25 protein-coding genes and 1 pseudogene are annotated in these 25,136 nt (G+C 60.3%); 11 read left to right on the forward strand and 15 right to left on the reverse strand.

Annotated elements, in window-relative coordinates:
* Positions 1–108 precede the first annotated feature (108 nt).
* The 5 genes from ACVW0C_RS03165 (at position 109) to ACVW0C_RS03185 (ending at position 7,054) form a co-directional block, all read left to right on the forward strand.
* A complete protein-coding gene (locus ACVW0C_RS03165; RefSeq protein WP_011433133.1) occupies positions 109–450 on the forward strand; it encodes a c-type cytochrome in 342 nt (113 codons plus the stop codon).
* On the forward strand, positions 450–797 hold the full coding sequence (locus ACVW0C_RS03170) for a hypothetical protein (RefSeq protein WP_457384317.1): 348 nt from the start codon (positions 450–452) through the stop codon (positions 795–797). Before ACVW0C_RS03165 ends, ACVW0C_RS03170 begins: the two co-directional genes overlap by 1 nt.
* Before the next feature lie 62 nt (positions 798–859).
* Entirely contained in the window at positions 860–1,459 is a 600-nt protein-coding gene (locus ACVW0C_RS03175) for a YcnI family protein (protein WP_457384318.1), read from the forward strand.
* Between the two features lie 17 nt (positions 1,460–1,476).
* Positions 1,477–3,072 carry a copper resistance CopC/CopD family protein gene (locus ACVW0C_RS03180; protein WP_457384319.1) on the forward strand — a complete coding sequence of 532 codons (1,596 nt, stop codon included), beginning with the start codon at positions 1,477–1,479 and terminating at the stop codon, positions 3,070–3,072.
* A 157-nt stretch (positions 3,073–3,229) separates the two neighbouring features.
* Positions 3,230–7,054, forward strand: a complete 3,825-nt coding sequence (locus ACVW0C_RS03185; RefSeq protein WP_457384320.1) for a tetratricopeptide repeat protein — start codon at positions 3,230–3,232, stop codon at positions 7,052–7,054.
* 93 nt (positions 7,055–7,147) lie between these two features.
* On the opposite strand, the gene lysS is transcribed toward ACVW0C_RS03185, so the two are convergent.
* The 7 genes from lysS to trpB form a co-directional block, all read right to left on the reverse strand.
* Positions 7,148–8,683 carry a lysine--tRNA ligase gene (gene lysS / locus ACVW0C_RS03190; RefSeq protein ID WP_457384321.1) on the reverse strand — a complete coding sequence of 512 codons (1,536 nt, stop codon included), beginning with the start codon at positions 8,681–8,683 and terminating at the stop codon, positions 7,148–7,150.
* Positions 8,684–8,733: 50 nt separating this feature from the next.
* Entirely contained in the window at positions 8,734–9,363 is a 630-nt protein-coding gene (locus tag ACVW0C_RS03195) for a Uma2 family endonuclease (RefSeq protein ID WP_457384322.1), read from the reverse strand.
* Positions 9,364–9,639: 276 nt separating this feature from the next.
* The gene (radA, locus tag ACVW0C_RS03200; protein ID WP_457384323.1) at positions 9,640–11,034 is read right to left on the reverse strand and encodes a DNA repair protein RadA; all 1,395 of its coding nucleotides are present in this window, start codon (positions 11,032–11,034) and stop codon (positions 9,640–9,642) included.
* Positions 11,035–11,046: 12 nt separating this feature from the next.
* Positions 11,047–12,183, reverse strand: a complete 1,137-nt coding sequence (gene aroC, locus ACVW0C_RS03205) for a chorismate synthase (protein ID WP_457384324.1) — start codon at positions 12,181–12,183, stop codon at positions 11,047–11,049.
* Between the two features lie 39 nt (positions 12,184–12,222).
* Complete coding sequence (locus ACVW0C_RS03210; RefSeq protein WP_457384325.1) at positions 12,223–13,071, reverse strand: pantothenate kinase; 849 nt, start codon at positions 13,069–13,071, stop codon at positions 12,223–12,225.
* Entirely contained in the window at positions 13,061–13,867 is an 807-nt protein-coding gene (locus tag ACVW0C_RS03215) for an AMMECR1 domain-containing protein (RefSeq protein ID WP_457384326.1), read from the reverse strand. Before ACVW0C_RS03215 ends, ACVW0C_RS03210 begins: the two co-directional genes overlap by 11 nt.
* Positions 13,868–13,904: 37 nt before the next feature.
* The gene (trpB, locus tag ACVW0C_RS03220) at positions 13,905–15,158 is read right to left on the reverse strand and encodes a tryptophan synthase subunit beta (RefSeq protein ID WP_457384327.1); all 1,254 of its coding nucleotides are present in this window, start codon (positions 15,156–15,158) and stop codon (positions 13,905–13,907) included.
* Positions 15,159–15,368: 210 nt separating this feature from the next.
* On the opposite strand from trpB, the gene ACVW0C_RS03225 reads away from it, so the two are divergent.
* The 5 genes from ACVW0C_RS03225 to ACVW0C_RS03245 all read left to right on the forward strand — a co-directional run bounded on the left by ACVW0C_RS03225 (position 15,369) and on the right by ACVW0C_RS03245 (position 20,502).
* The gene (locus ACVW0C_RS03225; protein ID WP_011433121.1) at positions 15,369–15,728 is read left to right on the forward strand and encodes a hypothetical protein; all 360 of its coding nucleotides are present in this window, start codon (positions 15,369–15,371) and stop codon (positions 15,726–15,728) included.
* Positions 15,729–15,987: 259 nt separating this feature from the next.
* Positions 15,988–16,530: a hypothetical protein gene (locus ACVW0C_RS03230; RefSeq protein WP_457384328.1), complete on the forward strand. Its 543-nt coding sequence runs from the start codon at positions 15,988–15,990 to the stop codon at positions 16,528–16,530.
* Between the two features lie 48 nt (positions 16,531–16,578).
* Positions 16,579–17,142: a helix-turn-helix domain-containing protein gene (locus ACVW0C_RS03235; RefSeq protein WP_457384329.1), complete on the forward strand. Its 564-nt coding sequence runs from the start codon at positions 16,579–16,581 to the stop codon at positions 17,140–17,142.
* Entirely contained in the window at positions 17,142–18,734 is a 1,593-nt protein-coding gene (locus ACVW0C_RS03240) for an Hsp70 family protein (RefSeq protein ID WP_457384330.1), read from the forward strand. Before ACVW0C_RS03235 ends, ACVW0C_RS03240 begins: the two co-directional genes overlap by 1 nt.
* Positions 18,735–19,074: 340 nt before the next feature.
* Positions 19,075–20,502 carry a 1-acyl-sn-glycerol-3-phosphate acyltransferase gene (locus ACVW0C_RS03245; protein WP_457384331.1) on the forward strand — a complete coding sequence of 476 codons (1,428 nt, stop codon included), beginning with the start codon at positions 19,075–19,077 and terminating at the stop codon, positions 20,500–20,502.
* Between the two features lie 83 nt (positions 20,503–20,585).
* Here the strand turns inward: ACVW0C_RS03245 and ACVW0C_RS03250 are convergent, their stop codons facing one another.
* The 8 genes and pseudogenes from ACVW0C_RS03250 to psbE form a co-directional block, all read right to left on the reverse strand.
* Entirely contained in the window at positions 20,586–20,852 is a 267-nt protein-coding gene (locus tag ACVW0C_RS03250) for an ARPP-1 family domain-containing protein (RefSeq protein ID WP_414329880.1), read from the reverse strand.
* A gap of 304 nt (positions 20,853–21,156) precedes the next feature.
* A complete protein-coding gene (locus ACVW0C_RS03255) occupies positions 21,157–21,270 on the reverse strand; it encodes a photosystem I reaction center subunit VIII (RefSeq protein WP_011433114.1) in 114 nt (37 codons plus the stop codon).
* A 38-nt stretch (positions 21,271–21,308) separates the two neighbouring features.
* The gene (locus ACVW0C_RS03260) at positions 21,309–21,779 is read right to left on the reverse strand and encodes a photosystem I reaction center protein subunit XI (RefSeq protein WP_011433113.1); all 471 of its coding nucleotides are present in this window, start codon (positions 21,777–21,779) and stop codon (positions 21,309–21,311) included.
* Between the two features lie 143 nt (positions 21,780–21,922).
* Positions 21,923–22,156, reverse strand: a pseudogene (locus ACVW0C_RS03265) (transposase); the annotation flags it as partial.
* A gap of 129 nt (positions 22,157–22,285) precedes the next feature.
* The gene (locus tag ACVW0C_RS03270; RefSeq protein WP_414356643.1) at positions 22,286–22,405 is read right to left on the reverse strand and encodes a photosystem II reaction center protein J; all 120 of its coding nucleotides are present in this window, start codon (positions 22,403–22,405) and stop codon (positions 22,286–22,288) included.
* 143 nt (positions 22,406–22,548) lie between these two features.
* Positions 22,549–22,674 (reverse strand): photosystem II reaction center protein L, encoded by a 126-nt coding sequence (locus tag ACVW0C_RS03275; protein WP_011433111.1) that lies wholly within the window; start codon positions 22,672–22,674, stop codon positions 22,549–22,551.
* A 5-nt stretch (positions 22,675–22,679) separates the two neighbouring features.
* Positions 22,680–22,811: a cytochrome b559 subunit beta gene (gene psbF, locus ACVW0C_RS03280; protein WP_011433110.1), complete on the reverse strand. Its 132-nt coding sequence runs from the start codon at positions 22,809–22,811 to the stop codon at positions 22,680–22,682.
* A gap of 76 nt (positions 22,812–22,887) precedes the next feature.
* Positions 22,888–23,133, reverse strand: a complete 246-nt coding sequence (gene psbE, locus ACVW0C_RS03285) for a cytochrome b559 subunit alpha (protein WP_011433109.1) — start codon at positions 23,131–23,133, stop codon at positions 22,888–22,890.
* A 309-nt stretch (positions 23,134–23,442) separates the two neighbouring features.
* Between psbE and ACVW0C_RS03290 the strand changes: the two genes are divergently transcribed.
* The gene (locus tag ACVW0C_RS03290; protein ID WP_457384332.1) at positions 23,443–25,134 is read left to right on the forward strand and encodes an S-layer homology domain-containing protein; all 1,692 of its coding nucleotides are present in this window, start codon (positions 23,443–23,445) and stop codon (positions 25,132–25,134) included.
* Positions 25,135–25,136 lie beyond the last annotated feature (2 nt).

The raw sequence follows: 25,136 nt of genomic DNA on the forward strand, positions 1-25,136 counted from the left end.
AGCCGGGGGAAACTCGACAGGCTGTCTTTTGACCTGGCCCAACGGGCTTGGGATAATGGGCGGGCCTTAAAGGCTAGTTTTCGGTCAGTCCCTGAGATGAAAATGCGAATGATCAACCTTTTTATCGGGCTTTTGGTGGCAGTATTTGCCCTCTTTTTAGGCCCGCAAATGGCTTCTGCTGAGCCGGATTTGGCCTTGGGAGCCAAGGTCTTTCAGGCCAAATGTGTGGGTTGTCACTTGAACGGGCGCAACACTTTGGTGGCAGCGAAAAACCTTTCTCTGGCGGCTCTTCATGAGTACCACGTAGACACCCCTGAGCTGATCCAGGCCCAAGTGAGAAACGGCAAAGGGGCCATGCCGGCTTTTGCCAAGATTCTCAAGCCGGAGGAGATCGAGGCGGTGGCGGCCTACGTTTTGGATCGCGCTGAGCACAACTGGAGTAGAGGCTAGTGTCCAAAGAGAAGACTCAAGATCCAGCCTTGCTGCAGGAAAGCCCGGCGGAGCGGCTGCCTCACGAGCAGGGATGTGAAGGACAGGGATCCCGCCGCAAAGTCCTGTCGGTTGGCGTGGGAGCCCATGGCTTGGTGGCGGTGGGCATCTCTGCCCATGGGGTAGTGGCCATCGGCGTGGTGACCCACGGCATCCTCTCCATTGGCCTGGTGGCTATGGGAGCGCTCTCCTTCGGGCTGGTGTCGATGGGCTTGGCCAGTGCCGGCCTGGTGTCGATGGGCCTCTCCAGTTGGGGACAGCACAGCATGAGCGTAACGGAATCCCACGGATCCCATCACCACCCCTAGGTTTTGACCAACAAACACTGCATTTTTCTCTTTCTCTACAGGCTTGTAAGGAGCATCTGCGAATGTTCAGTCTGCAAAGTTACTTGACCCTGGCCAAGAAATCTCTGCTGGCCCTGGGAATGAGTTTTTTACCCCTTTCCTCTGCCTGGGCCCATGTCACCGTCCATCCCAAAGAGGCCCCGGCGGGCAGCTTTGCCAAGCTCACCTTTCGGGTGCCCCATGGCTGCGATGGATCCCCGACCGTGCGCCTGCGGGTGCAGATTCCGGAGGGATTCGTCTCTGTGAAGCCGATGGTGCATCCCCTGTGGAAAATCGAGACCGTCAAAAAGCCGCTGGAGACCCCCTATGAGTCGCATGGGAAGATGATTACCGAAACGGTTGCCGAGGTGATCTGGAGCGGCGGCTCGCTGCCCGATGAGTTCATGGATGAGTTCAGCATCAGCCTCAAGCTGCCGAATCGCCCCGGTGAGGTCATCCCCATCCCAGTGATTCAGGAGTGCGAGCAGGGCATGTACCGCTGGATTCAGGTGGCTCAGCCTGGCGAGGATCCCAAGAGTTTGCCGCAGCCGGCTCCGCTGCTGAAGCTGACGGGTGGAGACAGTGGACAGGGTCACGGTCACGGCCATGGGCACGGCCATGGACACGGTCACGGTACCCGCTAGGCGGCCTGGTTGGGATCATGTCTTATCCTAGGGGGGGTTTTGCTGGGATTTGGGCTGGGATCCTCTGCCTCTTGCTGTGGCTGGCCGGGATCCAGCCCGTTTTTGCCCATGCCAGCTTGCTATCCACCTTCCCGGAGGATGGGGCAGTGTTGCAGGAAGCTCCGGCCCAGGTGCGGCTTGTTTTCAATGAGCCGGTGCAGATCACACAGCTCCAGGTTTTAGACAGCAACGGACGAGCTCTGCCCTTGGAAAATCGGGTGACCAGGGGTGAGGCACCGCAGGGGGATCTGCCCCAGGAGATCCCAGAGGGGGTTTACATTGTCAGCTGGCGGGCCATTTCTGCCGATTCTCATCCGGTGAGTGGATCGTTTGCCTTCCAGGTGGGGGCAGCCGATCCTGGGCAATTGCAGGCGGCGAGGACAGCTCACGCCCAAGGAAGGGATCCCTTGTACTGGCCGCTGGTGGGGGTGCGCTGGGGGATCTACTTGGGCAGCCTTTTTGTGGTGGGGGTGCTGGGCTGGTGGCGACTGTTGCGGGGGCGGTTAAACGCCGAGGCCGGATCTTGGGCTTTTGCGACAGCTTGGATCACCCTCAGTTTGACCGCGGTGGCCTTCAGTCTGCATTTGGCCCAGCTCTACCCTTACTTTAATGGGCGAGAGCTGCTGCGTGTGATGCTTTCTCCCTACGGTTGGGGTACAGGGCTGCGGCTGGTGGGGCTAGGGATCCTGATCTGGGCCTGTGAGGGAGGTGCCGTCTGGGCCAGCGGTATGGGGTCGGTGTTGGTGCTCGGCTCCTTTTTGCCCATTGGCCATGCTCTCACCAGTGAGCATCCGATGGGGACAATGGCGCTGCTGGGGCTGCATCTGGCCGGTTCAGCTTTCTGGTTGGGAGGGTTGTGGGGGCTGGAGCGCCTGCTGGGCAAGGAATCTGCTCCCTACCCATCTGTAGGCATCATCCAACGGTTTTCTGACGTGGCCGCCTGGGCGGTACCGGGGCTTATCCTGGCGGGGGTGGGGATGGGTGGGATCCACCGCGGCTGGGACTGGGATCATCCGTATGGGCAGTATCTCTGGGCCAAGCTGCTGCTGGTGCTGATGATGGTGGGGTTGGGCGCCCACAACAAGTTTCGGCTGGTGCCGGGATTACAGCAAGGTGGACAGGCCGCGGGCCGGTCGCTGCGCCGGATCGTCCGCCTGGAGTTGGTGGGGCTGATGCTGGTGCTGGCCTTGACCAGCTTCCTGGTGGCCCAGGCTCCTCCCAGTAATGGAAGGCACGGCATGGGATCCCTCCTGGAATCAGGTTGGCAGACCAGTTGTGAAGAGCACTTGAACTGGCCGGAAGGCAGCCTGCACCTGAAGATTCTGCCCTGCCGTCCCGGAGAAAACCAGATCCAAGTTGAAGTGAAAGGGATCCCGGCCCAGGAATTGACCCTTGGGTTTTCCCTGCCAGAACAGGGGATCCCCCCTCTACGCCGTACTGTAGCGCCGGATAGGCCTGGCCAATTTGTGGTGGAAAATGTGCCTCTGGCCCTGGCGGGGGAATGGCAGATCGAGGTGAGACTGCTGATCAGCGATTTTGAAGAGCGGCGAGGTCAGATCGCGGTTTCTCTCTGACTGAATTGTTACAGACATTGAAGATCGCGAAAAGAAAAAGCAGAAAAAGACCCTGGATAGGAGCTGTGGATTGCTCCGCCCAAGGGCGTCCGCCTGTGGCAGAATCGAGCCAGCTTGCAGTGGCAAAAGGCTGCGCCGCTCAGGGACTGACTTGGCCATGGAAGACAAGATCAGAGCGGGAAGTGTGCTCAGGGGACGCTATCGCATTCTCCATCCCCTCGGGGAAGGGGGATTTGGCATAACCTACAAGGCGGTGGATCAAGACACCTTCGATAGCCCCTGCGTCGTCAAGCGCCTTCGCCCCCTCTCCACGGATCCTTATACACTGGCCACGGCTCGCAAGCTCTTTGAACGGGAAGCCAAGGTTCTCAACCGGCTCAACCACTTCGACCAAGTGCCCCGCCTTTTGGCCCACTTCGAGCAGGATCAGGATTTTTACTTGGTGCAAGAGTTTGTTGCCGGGCATGATCTCAGCCAGGAGCTGATCCCGGGCAAGCCGCTGAGCGAGGCCGAGGTTTTGAAACTGTTGTGGGATATTTTGGAGATCCTGCGCCATGTACACGCCCACCAGATCGTCCATCGGGATATCAAGCCGGCCAACCTGATGCGCCGCGATGCCGATGGCAAGTTGGTGTTGATCGACTTTGGGGCAGTCAAGGAAGTGGGGCGGTTGGTCAGCCATGCCCCCGGCCAAACTCAGTTGGCGACGGTGATTGGCTCGGTTGGCTACATGGCGCCCGAACAGCTCAACGGCAAGCCCCAGCCCTGCAGCGACCTGTACTCCGTAGGGGTGCTGGCCATCCAAGCCCTCACCGGTCGTCCTCCCCATAAGATCCGGGACGATCCCCGCACCGGCCAACTGCTCTGGCGGGATTTGGTTCAGGTCAGCGAGGAGCTGGCCGAGATTTTGGATCGCCTGATCTGCCCCCACTGGCAAGAGCGCTTCCAGTCCGCTGCTGAAGTGTTGGAGGCGCTGCGGTCCCTGTTGCCTTTTCCCCAAGAGGCGACGCTCGGCGATGTTTCGGTGGATCAGGTTTTGGTGACGCGCCTGTTGGCCCGCGCACAGGAGAAAGCCCGCCAAGGGGATTTCCAGGGGGCGATTGCCGACTGTACGTTGGCCATTCAATTGGATCCCCAAAATAGCCGCGCCTACAGCCAGCGGGGCAGCGCCCGCTACAAAAGTGGGGACTTGGCAGGGGCCATCGCAGATTACACCCAAGTCATTCAACTGGCAGGGGACGCCCGCGCCTATTTCAACCGCGGCATTGCCCGCTACCGGCTGGAGGACTACGAGGGAGCTGTTGCCGACTACACCCAGGCTCTCGGCCTCAACCCACAATGGGCGGTGGCCTACTACAACCGTGGCAATGCTTACCGGCAACTCAATCAGCAGCAGCAGGCCATCGAAGACTATTCGCGGGCCATTGAGCTCAACCCGGAAGATGTGCGGGCCTATTTCAACCGCGGCGTGGTGCGCGGCCATCTGGGAGATGCGCAGGGGGCAGCAGCCGATTTTTCCGAGGTGATCAAGCGGGACCCTCAGGACGGGGAAGCCTACTTCAACCGGGGAGTGGCGCGGGTCCAGTTGTCAGATCTACAGGGGGCTATTGAGGACTACACCCAAGCGCTGCAGTTGGATCCTCGCCACGGCAAAGCCTATTACCACCGGGGCCTGGCCCGGCAAGCGTTGGGGGATCCCCAGGGGGCTGTTGAAGACTTTTCTCAGGCCCTATCCCTACGGTCTGCTGAGGCCACTGAGCTACCTGAGGCAGAGGCGGCAGCCCAGGCGGATCTCTACTTGCAGCGGGCCATGGCCTACCTGAGCAGCAACGCCCTGGAGTCGGCGCTGGCGGATTGTGAACAGGCTCTCCGCCTGGATCCTAAGCTGTCGCGGGCCTATCTCTGCCGGGGCTTGGCCCGTCAGGGGCTGGGGGATCCCGGCGGCGCTCTGGCAGACTTCAACCGCGCCCTGGAGCTGGATCCCCAGATGGCCAAAGCCTACCTCAACCGGGGCATTGCCCACCTGGACTTGGGCAACATTGAAGCGGCTTTGTCCGACTTGAACCAGGCCATTGCTTTGGATCCCCAAGATGCCAGTGCCTACAGCAGCCGCGGGCGAATCCATTGGCTGTTGGGGGATCCCCTGGCGGCTCTGCGGGATTATACAGCTGCCCTGGAGCGGGATCCGCAGAACCCTCAGCTCTACTTCAACCGCGGCCAACTCCATGCTGAGCGGGAAGATTGGCCGGCAGCCTGTGAGGACTTCTCGCAGGTGTTGCAGTGGGGGATCCCACGCGGGCCGGAGCTGCTGGTTAATGCCCATCTGCGCCGCGGTATGGCACGGCAACGGTTGGGGGATTGGCAGGGAGCGCTGGCCGATTTCGACCAAGCTCTGCAAGGGGATCCTCAGTCGGGCTTGGCTTATTTCCATCGCGGCCAAGTGCGGGCTGCTCTGGGAGATGGGCTGGGGGCCATCCAGGATTACCACCAGGCTTTGGCGCTGGGGGTGGCAGTGGCCGAGGCGGATATCCGCCGAGATCTGGCGCGGGCCCAAATCCAGACGGGAGATCTGCAGGCGGCCTTAGAGCAGTTGAACGAGGCGGTGCGCTTGCAGCCGGAACGGCGGGATCTGCGCCAAGAGCGAGCTGAGTTGTGCCGACAGCTGGGCCGGTGGCCAGAGGCCATTGCCGACTACGACGAGGTGTTGCGGCAGGATCCTCAGGACTGGACGGCTTGGCTGGGACGGGGCATGGCCCATGGACAGGTGGGCAACTGGGATTCCGCCATTCAGGATCTCAGCCGGGTTTTGCAGCAGGATCCTGACCACAGGGAAGCGCTGTGGCACCGCGCACAGGCCCTGCAACAGTTGGGCCAGACCGTTGGCGAAAGCGGGAGGGAGTCCTTAGCGGCCTTGCAAGATCTAAACCGTCTGCTGCAGCGGGATCCCCAACACAGGATGGCCCGCTTGGCCCGCGGCTCTCTGTTGTTGGCGTTGGCGGTGCGCGGCACCGATGGCCCTACCAACCGTGCGGAGCAGGATCGCGTCAGCGGGACGGAGTCCTTGGAGCTGGGGTACTACGCGCAGGCTGAATCCGACTTCGACCAAGTCATCCAGGAAGAGGCCCAAGACGGGGAACAGTCCCGGCAGCTCTATCTGGAGGCCCACCTGAAGCGGGCCCAAGTCCGCCGCCTGCGCCACAACCTGGAGGGGGCAATAGCCGATTGGGATCGGGTCTTGGAGCTGGCCAGCCCAGGGGATCCAGAAGTGCTGGTCACCGAAGCCCTGTTGTATCGGGGCTTGTGTCGCCAAGAGAGGGGAGATCTGGCTGGGGCGTTGGCCGATTTCACGGCGCTGATCCAGCAGCAACCGCAGGCTTCTCAGGCTTTTGCTTTGCGGGCAAGGGTGCATCTGGCTTTGGGGGATCAAGAGGCGGCATTGGCGGATCTCAACCAAGCTCTGAGCCTCGACCAGAACTGGGGGGTGGCCGATGCTGCCCTGGCCTACCGTCAACGGGGGGATCTACACCGGCAGGCCAATTGCCCTGAGCTGGCCATTGCCGACTACACGCAGGCCCTGGCCTTGAACCCTCAGGAGCACTCTGCTTTGCTCTGCCGAGCTCTCTTGTGGGATCGCGCGGGACAGACGGACAAAGCGATAGAAGACTACACCCGACTGCTGCAACTGGAGCTGGATCCCCAGGAGCGGGTCTGGGTTTTGAACAACCGCGGCTGGGCCTATGCCCAACAGGGGGATTTTTCGGCGGCCATCCGCGACTACGACCAAGCCATAACACTCTGCACTGCTGACGCGAGCGATAGGGATCCCTGCCACCTCAAGGCCCACCTCAACCGCGCCCTGGCCCGGACTGCCCTTGGGGATTGGCAGAGAGCCTGCCAGGATTTCCAGGCTGCCCTCCAGATGCAAGGGTACGAAGGTCGGCTTTTGGAAGACGTTATCGCTAGTTATTTCAAAATAGGTTGAGACACTTCCCAAAGGCTCCGCGCCGTCGCCGCGGCCACCTCCAACCTCTCTTAGAAATCGATGGGATTTGAATGGACAGTTAGAGGGATCGGCTCAAGCCTCCTCCGCCACTTCTCCCGTCTCGGGCCGCAGCAGCGGAAAGGCAATGACATCGCGAATGCTGGGAGCGTCGCACAGCAGCATCACCAAGCGGTCGATCCCCACGCCCAGGCCACCTGTGGGGGGCAGGCCATATTCCAAGGCGGTGAGAAAGTCTTCATCCAGAAAATGGGCCTCTTCATCGCCGGCTGCCTTCAGGGCTGCCTGGGCCTCCAGCCGCTGCCGCTGATCCACCGGATCGGTGAGCTCGGAGTAGGCGTTGGCCGTCTCCCGCCCAACGATGAACAGCTCGAAGCGCTCGGCCAACCCCGGTTTGCTGCGGTGGGGCTTGGTGAGGGGACACACCTCCAGGGGATAGTCCAGAACAAAGGTGGGCTGGCGCAGGCGGCTCTCGCAGCAGTGCTCAAAGGCTTTGACCAGCAACTGGCCGGGGGAGTCCTGGGGGGAGAGATCGGGGATCCCTTGGGCGGCCAAGGCCGGCAAGAGCTCTTCAGGGCATCCCTTTTCCACATCGATGAAAATGCCAGTGGCCTCCTCCACCAGCTCCTGCATCGTCACCCGTCGCCAGGGAGGGGTGAGGTCGATGGCTTCCCCTTGGTAGGTGAGCTGCAGGGATCCCCGCACCGCCAGGGCGGCGTTGCAGACCAGGGTTTCCGTCAGCTCCATCATGGTGTGGTAGTCGGCGAAGGCTTGATAGGCCTCTAGAGAGGTGAACTCCGGGTTGTGGCGGGTGGAGATGCCTTCGTTGCGAAAGACCCGCCCAATTTCATAGACTCGCTCGATCCCGCCCACCACCAGCCGCTTCAGGTGCAGCTCGGTGGCAATGCGCAAGTAGAGATCCAGATCCAGGGCGTTGTGGTGGGTAACAAAAGGCCGCGCCTCCGCCCCGCCGGGGATCACCTGCAACACTGGCGTCTCAATTTCCACAAAACCTCGCTCTTCCAGAGTCTGCCGCAGGGAGCGGATGATCTGGGCGCGGTCGAGCAAGGTCTGCTTGACCTCAGGGTTGACGATGAGATCGACGTAGCGCTGGCGGTAGCGTTTCTCCACATCCCGCAGGCCGTGCCACTTGTCCGGCAGCGGCAACAGCGCCTTGGTTAGCACCTGGTACTCGTCCACCCGCACCGACAATTCCCCTTTTTCGGTGCGCTTGAGGCAGCCCTTGGCCCCCAGCCAATCGCCCACGTCGATGAGCTTGTCCAAGTTCTTGAAGGCCAACTCCCCCATATGCTCCGTCAGCCGTTGCTTCTCCAGGTAAAGCTGGATGGTGCCGGAGCGATCCTGAAGGGTAAAGAAAGCCAGCTTGCCCATGACCCGCCGCGCCCGGATCCGCCCGGCCACCGCCACCTGCACATCCTCCCGCTCGCCGCCGGGCTCTAGGTCGGCAAATTGCTCCTGCAGCTCGGCAGCCAGATGGGTAACAGGAAAAGAATAGGCATAGGGCGGGATCCCTTGTTCCCGCAGGTGTTGGGCTTTTTCCAGGCGGGCGGCCCGTTGGGCGGCTTCGCTGCTGCTGGGGAGGGTAGACATGGCGGTGGATAGGCAATGGACAATGGAAGCCCCGTTAGGGACGGGATTTTTCAGGCTGCCGGCGGTGCGATCGCGTTAGCGGGACGGAGTCCTTTCGCGTTAGCGGGACGGAGTCCTTTGTCCTCCAGCCATGTGGACGCGAAGGGGACAAACTCACCTCCCCGCCGCTGAAAAAGGGCCAGAGGGGATCCCTGCAGTTCCCTTAGTTGCCGCAAGGGAGAGGCTACGCCCGCTGTGCGATCGTAGACCGCGTAGTAGCTGACGCCGGCGCGGGCATAGTCTTTGCGTTTGCGGCCCAGCTCTTCCCCTTTGCGCTTGGAGACAATCTCAATGACCACATCCGGCGGCTTACCCATCTCCCAGACCAGGTAGGTGCGATCTTCCTTGCGCTCAAAGCTGGCGGGGGGAGCCACCTCCAGGCTGAGCGTCACATCGGGCATCAGGGGGGGCAGTTTGAGGGCAGAGAACAGGCCAATATTGGCTGTGGCCAAAAAGGGGATCAGCTCCCCCGTGTCTTCGGCCTTGGGCTGGAAGGAGGCGTAGAGAGCGCTGGTGAGCAGGCGCTGCAGCTTCTCCGAGTGAATGCTGTCCACAGGCTCATCGTCCTCGATGACCAGGTCGCTGTTCGCGCAGCGGGTGTAGCCTTTATCCGGTGGCGGAGGAAATGCCGTCTTTGGCATCGAGGGCTGGACTGGGCTGGAGGGTGCGGAAACCATGCTCACCGGGATCCCTTGCTGGTGCCGCTAACTGAGGGCTGGGGTTTGACTCATGCTACTGAGCTGTTCGCGCAGCAGGCGTAACCTTTTTTGAGAGTAACAAAAGTCTTCGGGAAAGTGATGAAGGCACCACCAGAGCAGCCGACGATGTTCCTGCAGCAGGCGTAGCCTCTGGAGATAGGGCGCAGCAAAACCCGGCGACGGGATGAAGTGCAAGGGGATTTTCTTGGGCAACTGCCCTCATTCTGGGCTCTGGGAACTGGGCAGAGCCACGAGCAGAGCCTCCAGCACCCGCTGCACCCGGCTCAAGCGCAATCCATAATCTGACAAAACGGGACTGTTGGGAATGATGGCGTGGCGAAACCCCAGCTTGCTGGCTTCTTTCAAGCGCTGCTCCAATTGGGCCACCGGGCGCACCTGTCCTCCCAACCCCACTTCGCCGATCAAGACCGTCAAGGGATCCACCTGTCGATCCCGGAAGCTGGCGGCCACAGCCACTGCCACCCCTAAGTCGGCAGCCGGCTCGGCCACCTGAATGCCGCCGGCAGAGGCGATGTAGGCATCGTATTTGGAAAGCGGGATCCCCACCCGTTTTTCCAGCACAGCCAAGATCTGCAAAAAGCGGTTGATTTCAATGCCGGTGGAGGTGCGGCGGGGGGAACTGTAGCTGGTGGGGCTGACCAGGGCCTGCACTTCCACCACCAGAGGACGGGTGCCCTCACAGGCGACGATGGTGGCCGTTCCGGGTGTGGCCTGATCCCGGCTGCTCAAGAAAAGCTGAGAAGGATTGTCCACCTCCACCAAGCCAGAGGCGGTCATCTCAAAAACACCCATTTCCTGGGCTGCCCCAAAGCGGTTTTTGACGGCGCGCAATAGGCGGTGGCTTTGGAAGCGATCCCCCTCAAAGTACAAGACCGTGTCCACCAAATGCTCCAGCACCTTCGGCCCGGCCAGGGATCCGTCTTTGGTAACATGGCCTACAATCAGCAGAGCCACCCCCAGTTTTTTGGCCAGCCGCATTAACAGGCCGGTGCATTCCCGCACCTGGGAAACGGATCCCGGCGCCGAGGTGAGCTGCCCCCAGAAGATGGCTTGAATGCTGTCGATCACCGCCACCTGCGGTTGCAGAGCCTGGATCTCCGCCACGATGGCCTCCAGGTCGGTCTCGGCCAAGAGGTAGAGCTGCTCGCTTTCCACCCCCAGCCGATCGGCGCGTAGCTTGATCTGCTGGGCTGATTCTTCCCCCGACACGTATAAGATGGGCCCGCTCTTGGCCAGGTGGGCAGCGCTCTGCAGCAGCAGGGTGCTCTTGCCAATGCCCGGATCCCCGCCGATGAGCACCAGGGATCCCGGCACAATGCCGCCCCCCAGCACCCGATCAAACTCGCCAAAGCCGGAGGAAAGGCGAGGGTGGCGATCTGAGGAGACCTGGGAGAGGGGGAGGGCCGACCGGGGGATCCCATTGGCGCGGTTGGACCTAGGAGCGAGGGCTTGGGCCCGTGGGGACTTGGCCGCTGGGGCGACGACCACTTCCGTCAGGGTGTTCCAGGCGCCGCAATGGTCGCAGCGGCCCAAAAACTTGGCATAGCGCTCGCCGCACTGGCTGCACTCCCAGACGGTTTTGGCCTTGGCCATAGCCGGGGACTCCTAGGCCTGGGGAGCAGCGGCGACAGGAAGGGGCACCTCCGGCAAGACCAGGGATCCGCACTGGGCGTGGTGGCGCAGCAGATGGTCGCAGAGGACCAGGGCCACCATCGCCTCCACCATCGGCACTGCCCGCGGCAAGACACAGGGATCGTGGCGTCCCCGCGCCGCCAAAACCGTCTCTTGCCCATTGAGGGTGACGGTGTTTTGAGGCTGGCGAATGGTGGCAGTGGGCTTAAAGGCTACCCGCAGGACGATGTCTTCGCCGTTGCTGATGCCCCCCTGGATGCCGCCGGAGCGGTTGCTGCGGGTACGCCAGCCGGCAGGGGTCATGTAAAACTCGTCGTTGTGCTGCTTACCCGTCAAGTAGGTGCCGGCAAACCCAGAGCCGATCTCAAACCCTTTGCTGGCCGGCAGGGACATCACCGCCTTGGCCAAGTCGGCCTCCAGCTTGTCAAACACCGGGGATCCCAGCCCGCGCGGCACCCGGCGGGCTACACACTCCACCACTCCCCCCAGCGAATCCCCTTCCCGCGCCGCCTCCTCAATTTTTTGGATCATGGCCGCCGCCGCTTGGGGATCGGGGCAGCGGACGATGTTGGCCTCCACCTGCTCTGCCGTCACCGAGCTGGGATCCACCTGGGCTTCCACGTCTTTCACCCGCTGCACATAGGCTAGGATCTCCACTCCCGCCGCCAGGCGCAGGATCTTCTTGGCAATGGCCCCGGCAGCCACCCGGCCAATGGTCTCTCGCGCTGAGGCCCGTCCTCCCCCCTGCCAGTTGCGGATGCCGTACTTGGCCTGGTAGGTGGCATCGGCATGGGAGGGGCGGAAGGTGGTGGCCATTTCGCTGTAATCCTGGGGGCGGGCATCCTGGTTGCGTACCAGGATGTGGATGGGGGTGCCAAGGGTGAGGCCCTGGAAGACTCCCGAAGTGATCTCGCAGCGATCGGCTTCCTGGCGCGGCGTGGTGATGGAGCTCTGGCCAGGGCGACGCCGATCCAGCTCCGCTTGAATGTCGGCCTCGGTCAACGGCAGGCGGGGCGGACAGCCATCTACCACCACCCCCACTGCCCCACCGTGGGACTCGCCGTAGGTAGTAACCGAAAACAGGACGCCGAAGGAGTTGCCGTTGGCCATGGGATCCCGAACTTTTGGGTTTGCAACTTTGTCTTGCAACTATTCTGCAACAGGGGGCTGCCCGGCGGCGCGGTGCCACTGACGGCAGCAGGCGATCCCCCGCAACACCAGGTGAGGATCCCAATGTAGTGGAGTGAGGAGTGAGGCTCTCTTCTCTCCGCTCTTTCCTCTCTGCTCTCTGCTCAAGGACTCCGTCCCGCTGTCGCTAACGGGGTTTTGCCGGTAACTTTGCAGGTGGGAGTAGAGCCACTCCCCATCCCCGCCGGTCAGCAGCAAAGGGCCTTGGGGAAAGCGGCGACGCCAGTCGGCAATAAACTCCCGCAACCCCGCCAGCAGAGTGTGGAGAATGCCGCTGCGGATGGCAGCCACGGTGTCGTTGGCCCAGCGAGGGGGCAAGGGATCCTGCGGATCCCACTGCACTTTGGGCAGCAGGGCTGTGTGATCAGCCAACGCTTGCGCCTGCAGCCCTAGGCCGGGCAAGATCGCCCCCCCCACCAGGGATCCTTCAGAGTCAGCTCCTGTGAGGGTCAGGGCAGTACCCGCGTCGATCACCAAACAAGGCCAGCCGTAGTGGATCCCGGCAGCCCACAAGGCCAAGGCCCGATCCAGCCCCAGCCCTGGGTAGGGATCCCGCAGCGGCACCTGCGATAGCTCCAATCGATGCACCCAAGGGGATTCCGGCGGCAGGGGAGCAGAGCCCACAGGAGCCAGCCACAGCTCTGTCTGCTGCGGCCAGGACAAGGGCTGGTGGGCAGGAAACCGCTCCACCTTCACCAGGGTCTCCCCCACAAACCAGCCCCAGCGCACGTGAGTGTTGCCCAGCACGGCTGCCAGCCATTCACGACAGCGGTGCGAAGCGCTGAGATCTGCCCCCTCCTCAAAACTCATGCAGCAGCTCTGCCTCCACGCGAAACAGCTCCACCGGCTGGTCGACAGGGATCCCGGCCAACCTCTTAGCGGTAGCAAGCTGCCATTCTGTCGTCAAAGCCTCTCCCGGCAGCAACACCGCTCCCCGGGTTCCAGAGCGGACAAATAGGCCCATGCGGGTGGGATCCACCTGCTCCACAGCGGCAAAAGGACTCCGTCCTGCCGACGCAATGGGCACCACCCGCCGCACAATGGCTACCTGAATGGAGGCCGACTCCAGCTCCCCGGGTTGCAGAGGTACGTAGCGCCAATCGCGGGTGACTGCCCCCACCGCCGCCCGGATGGTGGCCCTGACCAGGTCCTCGCCGCTGGGATCCAAGCTGCCCCAGCAGCCACGGGGCCGACCCTCTGTACTCACCGTTACAAAAACCCCCGCAGAGCGCCGCCAGTGGGGCGGGATCTCGTCTGGAGGTGGCAGCACCTGGCCGGTGGCGAAGTAGTAGGCAATGGCCTGACGCGCCAGCGCCGGCAGGGTGTCAGGGAGAGGTTGTCGCCGGCTGGGAGAGGGGATCCCTTCTGAATCGGACTCCGTCCCGCCAGTGCGATCCCGTAAGCGGTGCGAGGCACCCATGGACTCCGGCGGAGGAACAGGGGCAGTTGTCTCAGAAGGCTGCGGCAGGGATCCCGTCCACAAGCCCAGCCCCGCAGCCAGGAGCAGGCCGATCGCGTTAGCGGGACGGAGTCCAATCGCGTTAGCGGGACGGAGTCCTTGAAGACCCAGCAATCGAACCGTGAAGTGAACTCGGCAGGTGAACACCCAAGAGAATCCCGTTGGTGGTCACAACAACCGTACTCTAAAAGCTACGTCCCCGCTGCTGCAAATACTTGAAAACGGTGTTTAGATCCTTGTCGCCGCGCCCAGAACAGTTGACCACCACCCGCTGCTGAGGGCCGAGCTGTGGGGCCAAAGTTTTCAGGTAGGCCAGCGCATGGGCCGTCTCCAGCGCGGGGATGATCCCTTCCAGCCGCGACAGCAGCAGCAACGCCTCTACGGCCTCATCATCGGTGGCAGCGTAGTACTCGGCTCGTCCAATTTCTTTCAGATAGCTGTGCTCGGGCCCTACACCGGGGTAATCCAAGCCGGCGCTGATGGAGTGGGCCTCCTGCACCTGCCCTTCTTCATCCTGCAGTAGGTAGCTCATGGCTCCATGCAGGACTCCAATCCGACCGCGGTTGAGGGTGGCAGCGTGGCGGGGCGTGTGCAGCCCTTCTCCGGCGGCTTCGATGCCGATCAGTCGCACCCCTGGATCCCGGACAAACTCGTTGAACAGCCCCAGCGCGTTGGATCCACCCCCCACACAGGCCAGCAACACATCCGGCAGCCCTCCCCATTTTTCCTGGCACTGCTGCCGCGTCTCCTGGCCGATGACATCGTGAAAGGCCCGCACCAGCTTCGGGTAAGGGTGGGGCCCCGCCACCGTGCCGATGACGTAGTGGGTGGTCTCCACGTTGGTTACCCAGTCGCGGATGGCCTCGGAGAGGGCGTCTTTGAGGGTGCGCGTGCCCGATTCCACTCCCCGCACCTCAGCGCCCAAAAGGCGCATCCGCTGCACATTGGGGGCCTGCCGCTCCATATCCAGCGCCCCCATGTAGATGACGCATTCTAGGCCAAAGCGGGCGCACACGGTTGCCGTGGCCACCCCATGTTGGCCGGCGCCAGTCTCGGCAATGATCCGCCGCTTGCCCATGCGCACCGCCAGCAGCACTTGGCCAAGGGCGTTGTTGATCTTGTGGGCGCCGGTATGGTTGAGATCTTCCCGTTTGAGGTAGATCTGCGGGCCGCCGTAGTATTCGGTTAGCCGCTGGGCAAAGTAGAGGGGGCTGGGCCGCCCAACAAAATCCCGCAGCAGGCTGTGAAACTCAGCGCGAAAATCGGGATCCCGCCAATGCTGCTCAAAGGCTTCCTCCAGCTCTGTCAGGGCGCTCATCAGGGTTTCCGGCACAAACCGACCCCCAAACGGCCCAAACCGCCCCTGGGGATCCGGACGCACTTGAGGGTCGAGAGGATCCAAAACACGAGGGGGAGAAGCAAGAGGAGCTGAGGTCATGGCAAAATCCGTCCGGGCCTTGCAGCCTGCAATAAGAGATTGAGACGAGCTTTCCCATTCTACAGAAGTTGGGAACTCGAGAAGGGGGGGTGGCCAACCTCTCCTCTCTTTTCCTGCCGTTCTCCCCCAACAGGGATCCCGAAAAGTTGTTTTGAACAAGGGTCTTCCCAGGATTTTTAAGATAAGGCCGTCCGATTTTGAGGCGGCCTTATGGACAAGCATCTGCAAGAGTTGCTCCAGCAAGAAGATCAAAAGCGCAGAGATGAAGAGGTGCGGCGCACCTATGCCCTTTCTCAAAAGTCCGAGGGGATGGTGATCCTTCTGTCTATTCTGCTTGCCTTCGGAGCCTACCTCTACACGCGGCGGTGGAAAGCTTTGATGGTTTTTCTGGGCTGGTGTTTCTTCCTTGGCGTGTTGTTTAGCGACGACGAGGGAGAGGTTTCCCTACCCGGACTGTTTCTGGCCTCTACCTGGGCAGCGGTAGACAATTGCAGCGCTATCCAGCGGGCAAGAGAAGAAATTGAACGGCTGCGCTCCGGCCAAAACCCTGATGTTGATCGGCAAACTTAAACTTGGTCGACAAAACAAAATAGTGGCCCAAAAATCGGTATTTTATTTCAAACTCTCGAAAAAGATGCTATACCTACTATTTCAAGTGGCACCCAGATACAAGCGGCGCAACCGACCCATTCTCAACGGCAGTGAAACTTGGATTCTCATTCCCTTTGTCTTTTGGGAAAGAGCTTGGACAAACCAAATTCTGTCCCCCTAGGAGAGGGGCTGGAGGTGAGAGAGCTTAGGATAGCTACAGATTAGAGCAATCAAAACCATGAAGTCTGCTGCTCGCCTAGCTTGTCTGCTTGCCGGACTGATCCTAGGAGCGGGGATCCCCGTCATTGCTCCCGCCCCTGCCCTTCCCGTTGCCCAAGCCGGTTTCCGGCCCTATCTCAATGCCCGTTTCGGCTACCGCATCGACTACCCGGCAGACTTCATTCCGCAAGGGGAATCGGACAACGGCGATGGCCAAGTGTTTCTCGGTCAAGACGGGGCTGAGCTGCGCGTTTGGGGTGGGTACAACATTTTTCAAGCAACGCCCGCCAGCGCCCTGCAGGAAGAACTTCGCCGCAGCCGGGAAAACCAGCGCCAGGTTACTTACCAAACCGTTGGCCGGGATTTCTTCGTGGTCTCCGGCTACGAGCCCGTTCGTGTCAGCGGTGCGGAGCCCTTTGGCCAGCGGATTTTCTATCTCAAAACAGTTGTCCGCCCTTCGCTGCAAGCTGGCTTTGAGTTCGTGTACCCGGCCAGCCGGCGCGAGCGCTATGACCGAGATGTGGAAGCTATAGCCCGTTCCCTGCGCCTTGCCGATCCCTGAGCTAGACCCAAGTTGGGGCATGATCGTAGGGATCCCTGGCAAAACCCAATGGCCGAGAGACCGCTGGATAGTTGGCTGCAGGAACGCATGCGGGTTGTTGGCCTGTCTTCTTGGCGCGCTTTACAGGCCCAAGCGGGGATCAGCCGCCGCGCCCTTGATCAGGTGCGCCGAGGGAAGTGGGGATCCCTGCGCCTGGAGCAACTGCAAAAGTTGGCTGCCGCTCTGCAGTGGGATTTGGGATCCCTACTGCGCCTCAACGGGAATGACAAAATGGAATCCACCGATTCCTCAGAAGTCCTCTTCTCTCTGCTGCAGCCGCTGCTGACCAGCTACCCCACTGTCCGCCAGATTGCCCAGCGCAAGCCCGATTGGCCGGCCCAAAACGTGACAGCTCTGTTTCGCTCCTTAGACGCTCTGCTGCAGCGCTGGGGGTATGAGCCCATCGGCAACCCCCTGGAGTCCGTCCCCTTTGATCCGCAACGGCATCAGCCGGATCAGCCGGATATTCAGAAGGGGGATCCCGTTTACATTCGCTTTGTCGGCTACCGCCGCGGTGACCACATCCTCTGCCCAGCCAAAGTCAGCCGTTCCCTGCCTGGAGGATTGAGCTGATGGCACCTGCCCCCAAAGCGACCCTAGCCATTGATTTTGGCACCAGCAACACGGTGGTGGCAGTTTGGGATCCCGCCCAAGCAGTGCCCCGTCTCCTCACTCTTCCCGGCCTCTCTCGCCCAGACCACTCGGCTATTCCCAGCTTGGTCTACGTGAAGGGAAAAGGCCAGCTCCTGGTGGGGGAAACCGTGCGCGCCGGTCGGTGGGGGGCAGTGGATCCGCAACGGCTGTTTCAGGGGTTTAAGCGGGACTTGGTGGCGGAGTTTGTCCCTCCGCCGCGAGTTCTAGATGGAGAGCGCTACGACGCCGAGAGGGTGGCCCAAGCTTTTTTGCAGACGGTGATGGAAGCTGTCCCGAAAGAACACCTGCAGCCGCAACAGCTGGTGTTCACCGCCCCTGTCGGCTCTTTTGAGCGCTACCTCAATTGGCTGCGGGGAGTGGCCAGTGCCTGTGGCTGGGATCCCGTTCAAATTGTCGATGAAGCCACGGCAGCAGCCCTGGGCTATGCGGTTGGCCAGCCGGGATCCCTAGTGCTGGTGGTGGATTTCGGCGGCGGTACCTTGGATCTCAGCCTGGTGCGCACCCTCGCTCCCCAAGCGGGTAGCCCTGTCCTCAAAGCGGAGGTGATCGCCAAGGCCGATGCCTATGTGGGCGGGGTGGACATCGACATTTGGATTGCCGACTACCTACTGCAGCAACTGGGGCTAAGCCGACAGCAAATTGGAGCTCTGGGCTGGCTCAACCTCCTGGAGCAGGCGGAACAGCTCAAGATCGCCCTTTCCACTCAGATGGAAGCGGTGGGCAGTTGGTTTGACGACGAAGCCCTCACTGCCCATGAGTTGAAGTTAAGCCGGCAGGAGCTGGAAGAGATCCTGGAAGCTCGTCAGCTTTTGGATCAAATCCGCCAGTGCCTAGACGACGTTCTCCTCACCGCCCAGGCGAGGGGATTGGGCAAGAACCAAATTGAGCAGGTGCTCTTGGTAGGAGGCAGCTCCCAACTGCCAGCAGTTCAAGAGCTGCTGCGCTCCTACTTCGGCAAAAAGAAAGTGCGCTGCGAACGCCCCTTCGATGCTGTGGCCCTGGGCGCCCTGCAGGTGGGCCGCCAGGTGAAGCTGGAGGATCGCCTGCACCACAGCTATGCCCTCCGCCTCTGGGATCCCTTGCAGAAAAGCTACATCTACTACCCCCTCTTCGAACAGGGCAGCCCCTATCCCTGCCGACGGGCTGAGCCCTTGATCCTGCAAGTGGCCAACGACGGACAAACGGAGATTCGCCTAGAGGTGGGAGAAGTGGCCCAGGTAGTCCAGTCGGAAGTGGTTTACGACGAGCTGGGGCGGATGAGCAGCCGGCAGCTCACCCGGCAAACCGATTTCCGATCCCTAGCTCCTCTTGGATCCCTGCCCATTCGCCTCAGCGAGACGGAGTCCTTACCGGTTTGTCTGGCCCGTTTGCAGCCCCCTGGCCGCGTGGGAGAGGATCGCCTTCGCATCGAATTTGCCATTGATAGCTCGCGGCGCTTGTTGGTCACCATCACCGACCTGCAAACTCAGGCGCTCTTGGCAGAGGCCCAGCCTGTAGCCACCTTGAGTTAAGAGACGAAAGTAGAGAGAAGAGAGCGTCTTCACTGCAACGGAAGACAAAGAAAGCAATGTAAAGGGCACGACATGGCCACGATTCCCAACTCTCATCTCCCCTTGTGAGAGAGGGGTCGGGGGCTTGAGGAGAGTAGAGAGCGGTTGCGCCGACGGCGTGGGGTCTCAGGGGAAGGATCTCAATCATTGATATTGTTGATATTGATTATTGATTGAGAATGGCTGCATATCCAGTGATCTCTGTAGCGACTTGATGAATAATCTGAGCGATGGGATATGAATCTGATTTGCGTTTAACTACACTTCTTCTCTTGAGCTACCTTGGGAACAAATCTTGCTCTTGTCACCACCGCCCCATTTTGCCCGTCCTCCCCTCGACTTTATTCCGCCCGCCTATAGCGCCTGGGTGCTACGGCTCGTCCACGGGATCCTGCCCCTGCTCTTGCGGGTGAGGGTGCGGCGCTGGCTTCCTTCCGGCATTGCCAAAATCGAGGCCACAGGGGCGGAGATCTTGGCGCGGCTCTACCACCAGTTCCAGGAGGGTCAAATTCGCCTAGTCCTGGCTTTCCGACATGTGGAGGTGGATGACCCGCTGGTGGGCCTGTACGTTCTATCTCGCCTGGTGCCCGAAGCCGCCCGTCGACAAGGGATCCGCCTTCGAGAACCCCTTCACGCCCATTTTCTCTACGACCGGGGCATGCCCCTCTGGGGAGGGGAATGGCTGGGGTGGCTGTTGTCTCGCCTGGGCGGGATCCCTATACGCCGCGGTCGGAGGGTGGATCGGGTGGCGCTAAAGGCGGCCCGGCAACTGCTCCTGGATGGGCAATTTCCCTTTGCAATCGCCCCAGAAGGAGCCACCAACGGCCACAGCGAACGGATCAATCCCCTGGAACCGGGAATGGCTCAGCTGTGCTTTTGGTGCGCCGAGGACCTGGCCAAAGCTGGTCGCTCAGAGACCGTCATTTTGCTGCCCATTGGCATTCGGTACTACTACACGGATCCCTCCTGGACGAAGCTGGAGCGCCTGCTGGCGCGCCTTGAGCACCTGAGTGGGTTGACGCCTCCGAAGCCAGAGCCAAGATCCTCCAGGAGCCCCAACCTTCGCTACACCCAGCGGATCTGCCGCCTAGCCCAGCATCTCCTGGGACAACTGGAAGCCTTCTACGACCTACCTCCTTTTGTCTCCGAAAGAGATGATAAAGAGCCACCGCTAGAGCAGAGGCTAGCCCCTGGCCACTTTAACGCTCGCCTGGAGCGGCTGCTCCACAGAGCCCTGGAAACCGCAGAGACCTACTTTGGCCTATCTCCCCAGGGGGATTGGAACAGCCGCTGCCGCCGCATTGAAGAAGTCGCCTGGATCCAGATTTACCGAGAAGAATTGCGGCATCCTGGATCCCTGTCTCCCCTGCAGCGGGGGTTGCTCGACTGGAAAGCCCACCAGGCAACGCTCTACCTGCAGCACATGCGCTTGGTGGAAAGCTGTGTAGCCGTCCAGGAAGAGTATTTGCTGAGCAAACCCTCTTTTGAGCGGCTGGCAGAAACTGCCCTCATTCTATTTGATGTGCTGGCCCGCCTTCGAGGGGAATCCTACCCAGCCCGCCCTCGCCTAGGCTGGCGGGGGGTTCACGTGACCGTCGGGGATCCCATCTCCGTTAGCGAGCGGTTAGAGCGGTATTGCCGAGGCCGCCAGGAAGCCAAACAGGCGGTGACCGAGCTAACTCAGGATGTTTTTTCTTTCCAATTTCTTTCTTTTTCTTCCAATTTCTAGGGATCCCCCAAAGGGGGAACCAGCTTAGGTGAGAAGCCTGGCACTACCGCCGAGAGACTGCCGAGAGATAAACCACCTTCCCGTCATAGAACAGAGCTGAGCCTTGGTCGCCCCGCTGGGACTCTGCTCGGTACTCCCAGCAGCAATAGGAACTCACTGTGGTTTTCCACAACCAGGTGAGGTACTGCTCCGGCCTCGCTCACCTCGGTGATGGTTGCTTCCTGGGTTTGCAGTTCTGGAAGGCGATAGGCAACTTCCTGCTCCCCCTGAGAAAAGAGAGGGAAAACCTGGAAACTGCCCTCTTGAATGGGATCCCCAATACGCAAGGTTGGAAAGTTAAGGCTGGCCATCGACTCCTCCTTCTCGTTGAAGTTGCAAGGGTGTTGCGGAAGCTGCCCTTCCCCTTGTTGGCTTGGGATCAGCTCGCCGGATCCTGCTCCAATCTAAAGTCCTTTGGAAATGCTCCCTTCCTAAAAAAAAGAGGTGAGGGGACAGCCTTCGCCTTTCGGGACTCTGGTAGCGCGGCTGGAAATCATCCTGACCAAAAGAGAGGGATCCCTAAAAAAGGGATCCCTGCCTCAATATCTGGGGTTGATCTCTAGCCTGAAATAATTGAAATTAATCAGCACTAGTGAGTATCAAAGCACTCCGGGACTAGTCCCGCTCAATGTACAAAAAAAGCACTGCCATGCCCACTGCAGGAAGCAGCCAACCAACAATGGGGATAAAAATCCAAGGAAGATAAGCAGCAGCGTAAGAACCGGTCATGATTTTGCTCCTCTCAAGTGACTTGACAAACTTGACAACTAATTTACCAGCCCTCGAAAGATGGCGTCGATCCCGGCAAAGTTCTCCAGCAGGAAATAGGCAGCGAACACGCCACCCATACCTCCCAAGAAAAATCCTGCCGTCAGATCCCCCCAACCCCGAGCTGTAGCCAGAGGAGCGGCCCCCGGTGTTTCCGGCTTGTTTCCGAAGGTAACGCTGCCATAGGCCGACATGCAGGCGGTTCCCAGCAGCACAATCGCCATCGCCGTAACCAGCCCGCCTAAGTTAGCTGCCTCAGGGTAATCCCGCAGCGGCCCCAGCACAATTTCTGGCCCTACCAAGAAATAGCCATGGGCCAGCCCAATTTCTAGACCCCGCAACAGCGGCGATAAGCCAGGACGGTTGATGGGGAGATTGTTGATAAACAGACGGGTGACAGGAGAATCGCTGATGGGCGTCGAAAGATGCCCCTCGCAGGGATCGTCGTTAAAGGTGCGAATGTAATCCATGTCCGAATGTCCTGCCTGGAATTTTGCGATTCATTCTACGGGGCCTAAGTTACCCTCTCGGCAACCACCACCCGGATCGTTAAAAAAGTTCATGCTCGCTTAACACAGAGATAGCTCTTGTGACATCCTCTCAACACTCACCCTAACAACCAGTTGGCTGTCTTGTAGTGGAAATCCTTGCGCTGATTGGCTACTTTGAGATGGGCCTTCGCCACTCGCCTTAAGGCTTTCTTACGGCGGTTTGACCCTTGCTTCTTGCGGGATAATGACCGCTGTAATCTCTGTAACCGCTTTTGTGCTTGGCGATAATACTGGGGAACTGGAACAGACTCCCCTGCATTGGTCACCAAAAAGGATTTCAACGTGATGGGTAGCCCCGGAAAAAGTGGTAGATACAACAGCATCGAAAGGCCTAACTGAATTCAGCTAGGCCATAAAAACCATGCGGCTTTGTACCCCTACCTATTGCGGGCTACTACCAGACTAACAGACTAAAAACCTCAAACTTACAGGCTCGAGCCCAAGCCCACATAGGAGCCATAGAAGAAAAGCCCAACTACCGTGAGCACACCCAAACCGGCAACCACGGCCACTATCCACAAAGGGATCCTTGCTTGACTGGTCATAGCAACTGGTCTCCAAAAGAACTAAAGACGGAACTAGCAGCAATTACATTTTCGGTAACAAGGGAACAAAAGCTGGCCAAAAGCCAACTGTATCCCTTGCCAGCCCCTTTCAACTCTAAGAAGAGCAGAGTGGGATCCTGGCCTCAGTTGAGAAAGTAGCTGGAGAACAACAGCCCAACCACAAACACCAGCAGCAAACCCAGGTAAAGGGAAGTGCGGTTTAGCTCCACCGGTTGGGAGTTGGGATTCCTTTCGGGTTGATCAGCCATTGGGTTCACCGTTGAATAAACTGCATTGCAGCAATGGCTCCCAAGAAGAAAACCGTTGGGATCGCCAAGGTATGCACCGCCAGCCAACGGACGGTAAAAACAGGGTAAAAAACGGGTTCATCAGATTTAGTGGCCATAGATATCACCCTACGCAAAAAGCTCAATCAACTTACAAATTGCAACAACGAATAGCCCACTTACCCACGGGCACTCCTAGCGAGTCAGCCTCTCCAGCTCCTCCAGAGCATTGAAGCGATCGCTAACGATCGGCAACTCCTGGCGCTCTGCCGTGAAATACTCATTGGGGCGCGGGGTGCCAAAAATATCATAGGCCAGGCCAGTGCTCACAAAAAGCCAGCCTGCCAAAAACAAAGCGGGAATGGTCAGGGCGTGAATAACCCAGTAGCGGACACTGGTAATGATATCGACAAAAGGTCGCTCTCCGGTGCTGCCAGCCATGAAACTCCTCCCTAGGGTAGGGGCAAAAGTGCTTTCTGAACTTTCTGAGTCTATAACACAATGATAAGGATTTGGATGCACAACTACAAGTTACGAGACCCTTGCTTAGGCCCTTTGCTGTCAAGCCGGATCCCGTCTTGCATAGGTAAAATCTCCTAAGGGATCCCTGCGGCGAACCTTCTTACCCGAGTTTTCAGAATCTCACTGCCAAAGGGCGCAATCCCAAGGGGCATCGAGGGCTTGAGGATGGGGCGGAAGTTTGAGATAAGCTGGCCCTGAGGGGATGTTGTTGGAACAGGAGTGACAGCTATGCGGTGCTCGTGGCCCCTAGCTCTGAGCTTGTGTTGGACGCTGGGCTGGTCGGGTGTCAGCTTGCCGGCTTGGTCCCAAGGGGTGGAGCAGCAAGCCTCGCTGGCCTGGACCGACCCCTACGTGGCGGCTCTGGAACGTCAGACAGATGTGGTGATCACCCAAGAACCCCTGTCAGCCACCCTGACCCGTCTGGAATTGGCCCAGTGGCTGACGGAGTTTTTCGGCTACATTCCCAATCCCAACCAGGTGCAGGAGATTCGCGACCTGGAGCCCAACACCCCCGACTATTGGACTGCCCAAGCCGTGCTACAGGCGGGGGCGATGCGCCTATACGAGGGCAACGAGTTTCGCCCGCAAGGGGACATTACCCACCTAGAAGCCCTGGCCATTTTGGTGCGGGCTCTGCAATTGCCTGCTCCCACTCAGGCCGATATTGAGCGCTGGATGGCTCTGTACACCGATGCGGCTGATGTGCCGGAGGTAGGGCGGGCTTTTGTGGCCATGGCAGGCGAGGCGGGGCTGCTGGTGAATGTGCCGGATCCAGCTCGTCTTCAGCCCAATCGCGTGCTGAGGCGAGCAGAAGGGGCGGTGTTGTTGCATCAGGCCCTGGTGTATCGCGGTCAGCTTCCGCCCTTGCCACCCCCTGTGGCCCAGTTGCGTCCCTCCCCAGCGCGGGTGGCCGAGACTGTCCAACCCGAAATCTTCCAAACGCGGATCACTCCCGAGGGAGGAAGTGTTCCTGCAGGGGGAACCTTGACCATTGAAGCGCAGGCCACTCCCAACGGCAGGGCTACGGTTGATATCGGCGGCGTGGTTCAGGGTCTGCCGATGCAGGAGGTGCAGCCCGGCTACTACCGCGCAGTTTATAGCCTTGGTCCTCAGGATGCCGTCTTTGGCCCCGACATCAGTATTCAGTTGACCCTCAATGGCGTCAGTACCCGCGTTCAACGGCGGCTACCTCAACTGGCCTTGGGCAATGTCGCTCCCCCGCCGGTGGAGTCGGTATTTCCGCCCCCGGCTCCTCTGCCGCAGCCGTCCCCTGCCCCTCTGACTGCAGCCGGCAATCGCTATCCGCGCATTGAGGCCATTCGCTTGGATCCCCAGCGCGACTTGGTGGAAGGGGACATTCTCACCATTGCCATTTGGGGGGAATCTGGAGGGATCGCCCAGTTTGATCTGGGGAATCTGGCCCTGAACCAGCCGATGCGGGAGGTACGACCCAACCACTACGAAGGCACCTACGTGGTAGCCCCCACCCACCAGGCCAACAATCCCACCTTGAGGATTGTGCTCACCAAGGACGGCCTCAGCCAGGAACATCGGGAGATTTTTCCTTTTTCCATCGATGGCTCCAGAGGAACCCGCTCCACCATTCAGCCGGTTTCCGCACCCGTCGCCACGGGACTGCCCCAGATTTTCAGTGTCACCACCAACAGCACCAATCTGCGCATGGGAGAAATTCTCAAAGTCACCATGCGAGGGGATCCGGGGGGGCGGGCTGCTTTTCGGATTGTTGGGGTAACGCCGGAAGTCGAAATGCGGGAGGTGGCGCCGGGCCTATACGAAACCCAGCAGCAGTTGCCCTTCAACATGCAGCCGGTCAACAACGGCATCATCGAGGTGATTTTGCAAAGAGGGGGCCAAAAGACCACCCAAACCAGCCCCTCGCCCATTACCATCGCCCCTTAGCT

It is taken from the genome of Thermostichus sp. OS-CIW-26 (genome assembly GCF_054058395.1).

What these genes read in the sequence shown, in the direction of transcription:
- ACVW0C_RS03175 (WP_457384318.1), top strand. Translation starts at nt 860, where the DNA reads ATGTTCAGTCTGCAAAGTTACTTGACCCTGGCCAAGAAATCTCTGCTG.
- ACVW0C_RS03255 (WP_011433114.1), bottom strand. Translation starts at nt 21,270, where the DNA reads ATGACCGGTTCTTACGCTGCTGCTTATCTTCCTTGGATTTTTATCCCC.
- psbF (WP_011433110.1), bottom strand. Translation starts at nt 22,811, where the DNA reads ATGGCCACTAAATCTGATGAACCCGTTTTTTACCCTGTTTTTACCGTC.
- ACVW0C_RS03225 (WP_011433121.1), top strand. Translation starts at nt 15,369, where the DNA reads ATGGACAAGCATCTGCAAGAGTTGCTCCAGCAAGAAGATCAAAAGCGC.
- ACVW0C_RS03290 (WP_457384332.1), top strand. Translation starts at nt 23,443, where the DNA reads ATGCGGTGCTCGTGGCCCCTAGCTCTGAGCTTGTGTTGGACGCTGGGC.
- ACVW0C_RS03210 (WP_457384325.1), bottom strand. Translation starts at nt 13,071, where the DNA reads ATGAGTTTTGAGGAGGGGGCAGATCTCAGCGCTTCGCACCGCTGTCGT.
- aroC (WP_457384324.1), bottom strand. Translation starts at nt 12,183, where the DNA reads ATGGCCAACGGCAACTCCTTCGGCGTCCTGTTTTCGGTTACTACCTAC.
- ACVW0C_RS03180 (WP_457384319.1), top strand. Translation starts at nt 1,477, where the DNA reads ATGTCTTATCCTAGGGGGGGTTTTGCTGGGATTTGGGCTGGGATCCTC.
- lysS (WP_457384321.1), bottom strand. Translation starts at nt 8,683, where the DNA reads ATGTCTACCCTCCCCAGCAGCAGCGAAGCCGCCCAACGGGCCGCCCGC.
- psbE (WP_011433109.1), bottom strand. Translation starts at nt 23,133, where the DNA reads ATGGCTGGCAGCACCGGAGAGCGACCTTTTGTCGATATCATTACCAGT.
- radA (WP_457384323.1), bottom strand. Translation starts at nt 11,034, where the DNA reads ATGGCCAAGGCCAAAACCGTCTGGGAGTGCAGCCAGTGCGGCGAGCGC.
- ACVW0C_RS03240 (WP_457384330.1), top strand. Translation starts at nt 17,142, where the DNA reads ATGGCACCTGCCCCCAAAGCGACCCTAGCCATTGATTTTGGCACCAGC.
- ACVW0C_RS03235 (WP_457384329.1), top strand. Translation starts at nt 16,579, where the DNA reads ATGGCCGAGAGACCGCTGGATAGTTGGCTGCAGGAACGCATGCGGGTT.
- ACVW0C_RS03250 (WP_414329880.1), bottom strand. Translation starts at nt 20,852, where the DNA reads ATGGCCAGCCTTAACTTTCCAACCTTGCGTATTGGGGATCCCATTCAA.
- ACVW0C_RS03165 (WP_011433133.1), top strand. Translation starts at nt 109, where the DNA reads ATGATCAACCTTTTTATCGGGCTTTTGGTGGCAGTATTTGCCCTCTTT.
- ACVW0C_RS03275 (WP_011433111.1), bottom strand. Translation starts at nt 22,674, where the DNA reads ATGGCTGATCAACCCGAAAGGAATCCCAACTCCCAACCGGTGGAGCTA.
- ACVW0C_RS03260 (WP_011433113.1), bottom strand. Translation starts at nt 21,779, where the DNA reads ATGGATTACATTCGCACCTTTAACGACGATCCCTGCGAGGGGCATCTT.
- trpB (WP_457384327.1), bottom strand. Translation starts at nt 15,158, where the DNA reads ATGACCTCAGCTCCTCTTGCTTCTCCCCCTCGTGTTTTGGATCCTCTC.
- ACVW0C_RS03230 (WP_457384328.1), top strand. Translation starts at nt 15,988, where the DNA reads ATGAAGTCTGCTGCTCGCCTAGCTTGTCTGCTTGCCGGACTGATCCTA.
- ACVW0C_RS03270 (WP_414356643.1), bottom strand. Translation starts at nt 22,405, where the DNA reads ATGACCAGTCAAGCAAGGATCCCTTTGTGGATAGTGGCCGTGGTTGCC.
- ACVW0C_RS03185 (WP_457384320.1), top strand. Translation starts at nt 3,230, where the DNA reads ATGGAAGACAAGATCAGAGCGGGAAGTGTGCTCAGGGGACGCTATCGC.
- ACVW0C_RS03195 (WP_457384322.1), bottom strand. Translation starts at nt 9,363, where the DNA reads ATGCCAAAGACGGCATTTCCTCCGCCACCGGATAAAGGCTACACCCGC.